The sequence below is a fragment of the Streptomyces sp. NPDC059003 genome (genome assembly GCF_042740445.1).
Taxonomy (GTDB): domain Bacteria; phylum Actinomycetota; class Actinomycetes; order Streptomycetales; family Streptomycetaceae; genus Streptomyces.
The window spans coordinates 1-5,255 of record NZ_JBHYJH010000326.1; the positions used below are offsets into that span (position 1 = coordinate 1).

At 64.6% G+C, this 5,255-nt stretch carries 4 protein-coding genes and 1 pseudogene; 2 read left to right on the forward strand and 3 right to left on the reverse strand.

Going from position 1 to position 5,255, the window contains the following annotated elements:
* Nucleotides 1-186 precede the first annotated feature (186 nt).
* A complete protein-coding gene (locus tag ACFWZ5_RS44610; protein WP_384892868.1) occupies nt 187-627 on the forward strand; it encodes a hypothetical protein in 441 nt (146 codons plus the stop codon).
* A gap of 705 nt (nt 628-1,332) precedes the next feature.
* Nucleotides 1,333-1,788, forward strand: a complete 456-nt coding sequence (locus tag ACFWZ5_RS44615) for a hypothetical protein (protein ID WP_384892871.1) — start codon at nt 1,333-1,335, stop codon at nt 1,786-1,788.
* Nucleotides 1,789-2,627: 839 nt separating this feature from the next.
* Here the strand turns inward: ACFWZ5_RS44615 and ACFWZ5_RS44620 are convergent.
* From ACFWZ5_RS44620 to ACFWZ5_RS44630, 3 genes and pseudogenes are all read right to left on the reverse strand, one after another.
* The gene (locus ACFWZ5_RS44620; protein WP_384892874.1) at nt 2,628-3,308 is read right to left on the reverse strand and encodes a transposase; all 681 of its coding nucleotides are present in this window, start codon (nt 3,306-3,308) and stop codon (nt 2,628-2,630) included.
* 140 nt (nt 3,309-3,448) lie between these two features.
* Nucleotides 3,449-4,248, reverse strand: a pseudogene (locus ACFWZ5_RS44625) (IS5 family transposase).
* A 9-nt stretch (nt 4,249-4,257) separates the two neighbouring features.
* A complete protein-coding gene (locus tag ACFWZ5_RS44630) occupies nt 4,258-4,611 on the reverse strand; it encodes a hypothetical protein (RefSeq protein WP_384892877.1) in 354 nt (117 codons plus the stop codon).
* Nucleotides 4,612-5,255: the final 644 nt, after the last annotated feature.

A 5,255-nucleotide genomic window follows, 5' to 3' on the forward strand; every position in this document is an offset into this window, starting at 1 on the left:
GCACCATCATCCAAGCCAACCACACGCTGTTGACCTGCGACCATTCAGGATGAAAAAGCGTCAGGACGCGAAGCGTTCACTCACATCGGTGTTTCTCAGTGATTCACCGTACACGCGTGATCAGGTACGGCTACAGTCTGGGGTTATCAGGGCGTACCAACAGACTGAACTGAGGAGACACGCAGCGTGAGCGGAGTCGTACAGAAACTGAGCGAACGGACCTGGCCCGGGTTTGAGGAGTTTAAAACATACTTTATGTCCTGTTCAGGTGCCTTCCCGCAGCCTCCGAATATCCACGTCCAGGGCGACATGATCGCATTCGGCGCCGACACTTCCGACATTGCAGAGCTGGACAAGTGTATGAACAGTAACGTTTTCCGATTGATGTGGAACCTACTACCGGCCGGGATGGACATTGTTGCCGCCTGCAGCCAGCTGTACGCGCTCAAGAACAGGAAGCTGATGGGGCTGGATGGGCTGAGCGGCACTTACATGTTACGGATCAAGACCTGTCAACGGGTGAAGGAGTACCAGGAAGAACAGGAACACATCCAGGAGCATCAAGTGCGACGCTATGAATCAGTGCAAAGCAGCTATTGCCCCGCCCAGTTCACCGTCTGCCTGTAGCCAAGTCCGGGTGTGTTCTGACGTGCTCGGTTGAGCGTGATGGTGATCTCATGCTGGGATGGCCTGTATGCGGTATCCCGATGGGGGTAGCCTGACCGGGAAGCGGCTGGCTGCGCCGGACATGAACCGGCGGAAGGCGCCTGGGCGAACCTGAAGAACAACCTGGGCAAACTCGCCGCCTGCACCGTCGACGCCCTCGCCAGCCTGGCCCGCACCCGGCTCCAGGCGGTTGCCCAACGGCAGTCCTGTGCGCCGGGGCTTGTCCCGCCCCTTCCGGCGTGGTGCCCGAGGCTCGGCCGTGCCGGTCCCGTCCGGGGGCCGAATCTGTCCGGCAAGCCATTCCTGTACATACTCGCGCAGCCCACCGTTGTCCGCGTGCAAGAGGTCACCGCGCAGCGGGCTCGCACCACCATGAGCAATAGCCGAAAGGAATGGTGGCCGTCGGGTGGGCTGCCGTTGCCGCTCCCTCACGAGGTCTCCAACAGCAAGGAAAGACAAAGGCATCCCTCAAGTCCCCGAAGACTACCGCTGGCCGGGAGCCACGCACCGCTCTAACATTCAGACATCAACGGCCTGGACCTGAACAGGCGTTACGACTCCCTCCTCGAACAGCCCGGGAAGGCCAACGCGCCGCCCCGGAACCGCTCCGACAGCATCAGGACGAGTGAGCTACGGCTCACGAGATAACCAGTGCAGGTGAAACGCGTGGCAGACTTCGAAGCAGTAGATCATCTATGGGTCTATGACAGCTACACCAACAAGAGGCTGGAGGCCGACATCAGGCCGATCCTGTCAAGCGGCCGTTCCAAACTCACTCCGAAGGTGAGGATTACTTCGAAGTACTGGCTGTTCGGGGTTGATGACGAGGGCTGGCGCGAGGCAGAGGAAAGTGGGCTTAGGATGTACGTGCAGCTTTCGAGTCCTGGTGGCAAAAGGTACAGGGGCATCATCAAACATAGCATTGAACCGCATGCAGTAATCGAAGGAGTGGCCGACTGGAATGTTGCTCATGAAATCGGGATCTGGGTGTTTAGGTTCTTGTCTGCTGACCCTAATGGCGGGCCCATTCGGAGTCATGTCACTGTCAAAGGTGGAAACTTGGGTCAATCTCACGCACAGTTGAACGTCCCAGACAGCGAGAGAACCGTCACCGTACTCTGAGCAGTGAGGTTTTTTCAACAGTCACCCACCTCTAGAATCAATCCCGGGCAGGGGCAGTCGCAAGGAGTCCAAGTTTCGACCGTGTTAATCATCCGGACATTTTCTCCCCCATCCATAAACCTGTGCGCTAGATATGCCCGACTTGGAGACATTGCGCCGCGCCGAACCGTTCCGACGCCGGGATCCCTTACCGATAGTTCGTAACCTGGCGGTAGAGACCAAGGGGTCTGCCAGCTGTGACCGCGTTGAGGAGGGCTTGGAGCTCGAGTGGTGGGTCCTTGTCGGTCCATGCCTGCCACCAGCGATGCAGGGCGTTGGCCGGGGTGAGCCAGGCATGTACGGCCCGTAATGCCTTGGGATAGCAGGGCAGTTGGGGCTGGTGGGGTGTGCCGGTTCCCCCTCTCTGGCCCGTCGTCGGGACAGGGATCCAGTGCCGTCGCGTCCAATGCCCCGGGTGGGGCGAACCACTGGTCCCAGCAGAACGTGAACGCGCAGTTCACCAGTGTCTGGTGGCGCTGGATCGCGATCTCGGAGCGGACCTGGAAGGGGGTCCAGCTGAGTTCGTCCTTGATCTGCTTGTAGCTCTGCTCGATCCAGGGCCGCAGCCGTAGAGGTGCACGATCTCGGCGAGGCCGGCTGGCGGGTGCCTACTGTCGGTGGCGTGCGGGGCGTCGGGGTGAGGCAGGTTGGTGGCCAGATACCAAGTCGCCTTCTCAGGCAAGGTGCCCGGGTCGGTGGTGGCCACGACCAGGCGGCATGGACTGTGCGGGCCGTAGCCGCCGAGGGTGGCGTCGGCGGCGGCCCACCAGGTCTCGGTGTGCCCGTCCCGGCACCGACGTTCAACCTGTCCAGTCGCCGGGATGGTCGGGGTCGGTCCCGGCCAGGGTGCGGGCGGCATCGATGGGCGTGTGTGGCTCATCGACGCGGGCCCAGGTCCCACGGTGTCGTTTGAGCGCCACCACGTAAGGAAGATCAGCGTCACGCAGAACGAAGTACCAGTAGTCGCTGACCGAGTAGGCACAGTCGGCCACCACAGCCCGGCAGGCGAAGCCCGCCGCCTTGCCCCGTGCGGCGAGCGCGGCGGAGATCTGCGGCTTGGTCTGGAAGCCCGGGTCGGCTCGGCCGCGGCGGAAGTGGTGGGCGGGGGTGTACGGCTGCGCGTGCAACGGGTAGTACACCCGCCCATCGGTCCACACCGTGGTGACCGTGACGATGCCGTTGTCGGTCTTGCCCAGCCGGCCCAGCCACTGCTGGCCCACGTGCGCGGTGGCAGTACCGTCCTTGCGGTCCCCGGAGTCGTCGATGACGATCCCCCCGCCCTTGTGCGGCGCGGTTTGCTCGTGCATCCGCAGCAGCTCAAGCCGCAGGTCGTTGACCCGGTCGGCGTTCCAGGCGGCTTCGGACAAGAAGAACTGCAGCCGCTGCACCACCGGGCCACCAGCCCCGATTGCCGACTCTGCCCCGGCCAGACATGTGATCGTCTTGTTCCGGTCCCGCGGCGCGAGCAGTCCCGTGAGCACTCGCGAAACCCCCGCCGCTGAGCCAGATTGGCGAACACGTTGTCGAACCGAGCTACGTAGTGCTCCAGCGGACCCGGGGGCGGGCACGGCTGACCCCCAAGGAGCAGGAAAGCGGGAGCGGGTGCGTCTTAGACTTTGTCCTATGTGGTGAGGCGGGCGAGCCGCTTGTAGCAGCAGAGGGCGGCGACGAGGCCGAGGAAGGCCAGGTAGTTGCGGGGGTTGTGTTCAGCGGGGGCTGAGGCGGCGGTAGCCGGTCAGCCAGGACACAGTCCACTCGGTCACCCATCTGCGACGCCCTAATCGTTCGCTGGATTCGACGCCCTTGCGTGCGACACGGACGCCCGATGTGTTTGCCCCAGAGTCATCGCCGCAGGTGGGAGACGTCGTAGGCCTTGTCCGCATGGAGACGTTCGGGCTTGAAACAGCGGCCGCGATGCGGGTCGTGTTGCGTTTGGAGTCCCGCCACCATCGGCTTCAGCCCTTCGCTGTCGTGGACGTTCGCTGCGGAGATCCCGACGACCAGGGGCAGTCCGTTCGCGTCCGACAGGATGTGCATCTTGGTACCCGGCTTGCGCCGGTCCACGGGGCTCGGGCCTTTAGCGCGGGCGTGGGCGGTGTCGAGCACGACACGGGTGATGTCGATGAGACCGGCGTCATCGAGCTGGTGGAGCACGGCCTCGTGCAGCCGGCCCCGGACTCCGGCTCTGGACCAGATCAGAAACCGCCGATGAGCAGTCGACTTCGAGATCCCAAATCAGGGCGGCAGCTGCCGCCAGGCGCATCCGCTGACCAGCACATAGATGATCGCGGCGAACAGCGTCTCATCAGGTGTATCCGGCGTCCCGCCGCCCTGCGGACGCACTCTCGACGCCGGGAGCAACGGCCTCGCGATCTCCCACAGCCCGTCCGGAACAATCCAACTCCACGTCCCCTGCCCCATGGTGCAGTACTACTCCGCCTCACCACATAGGACAACGTCTAAGAGTTCGGACAGCCACCCGGCGAACCCCCGCAGTTCACGCTCCTGCGGGAGAGTGCGGTCCTGCTTCAGGAACCGGCCGACCTTGCGCCGGTAGTCCAGCACGGCGTCGAAGACCTTGCCCGGGGGCTTCAGGGAGTACGCGCGATTGAACTCGGTGACCGCGAGGTCGAGGGTGCCGGAGCCGAGCGAGGTCGCCTCGGCCTGCCGGGTGAACTCCATGGCTTCGGCGGCGGCCTCTTCCAGGATCTGTGCTGCGGTGGCCGGGGCCACCATGGCCAGTCCGGCGAGCTTCACCGCGTCGCGACGCTTCGTCTCCTCCACCTCCCCCCCCGTCAACCGGGCTGGTTCCGCTGGCACTTGCCCGCCCTGCAGGGAGGGTCGCACTCGCGTCGCTGCCGTTCCAAAGTGGATCAGAATCCTGGGGCGAGTAGTCGGGGGCGAAACCCAACGAGACCGGGTTGGTGGCGAACAGACGGCACAAGAGGTCCTGATAGTCGGGGCTGGGCGGGTGACCGGCTTCCCAGTCCTTCCACGAACGCTCGGACAGCCCGACCTTCGGCAGTCCTTCGGATTCGACGAGGCGGGGGCGGCGGTCACGGCCTGGGCGACGGTCCAGCCCGTCGCCAGGCGGCGGCACTTGAGGAGACAGTGACCGCAGTGGCCATAGATCTCGGCAGCGATCATCGCGACCACGAGGATCGGCACGGGGTCGGGGGATCCGGCCTGGCCGAGTAGGCGTTCGCGCAGAGCCCGGCCGCAGGAGACGTCGTGGACCGGCTTGGATCGCCTCGCTGCTGCGGCTCTCACGGGAACCCTCCCACGGGGGCGCACGCTGGCGGCGCCGGTTGCGCCGCCGGTGCTGACTGAAGATTGTTTGCCTGCCACACCGGAAGGTCCCCCCCCCGCCGTCGGGGCGGCCGGTGCGGCCAGTTGGGGGGGGGCCCGAGGGGGTCGGTGAGGGGGAC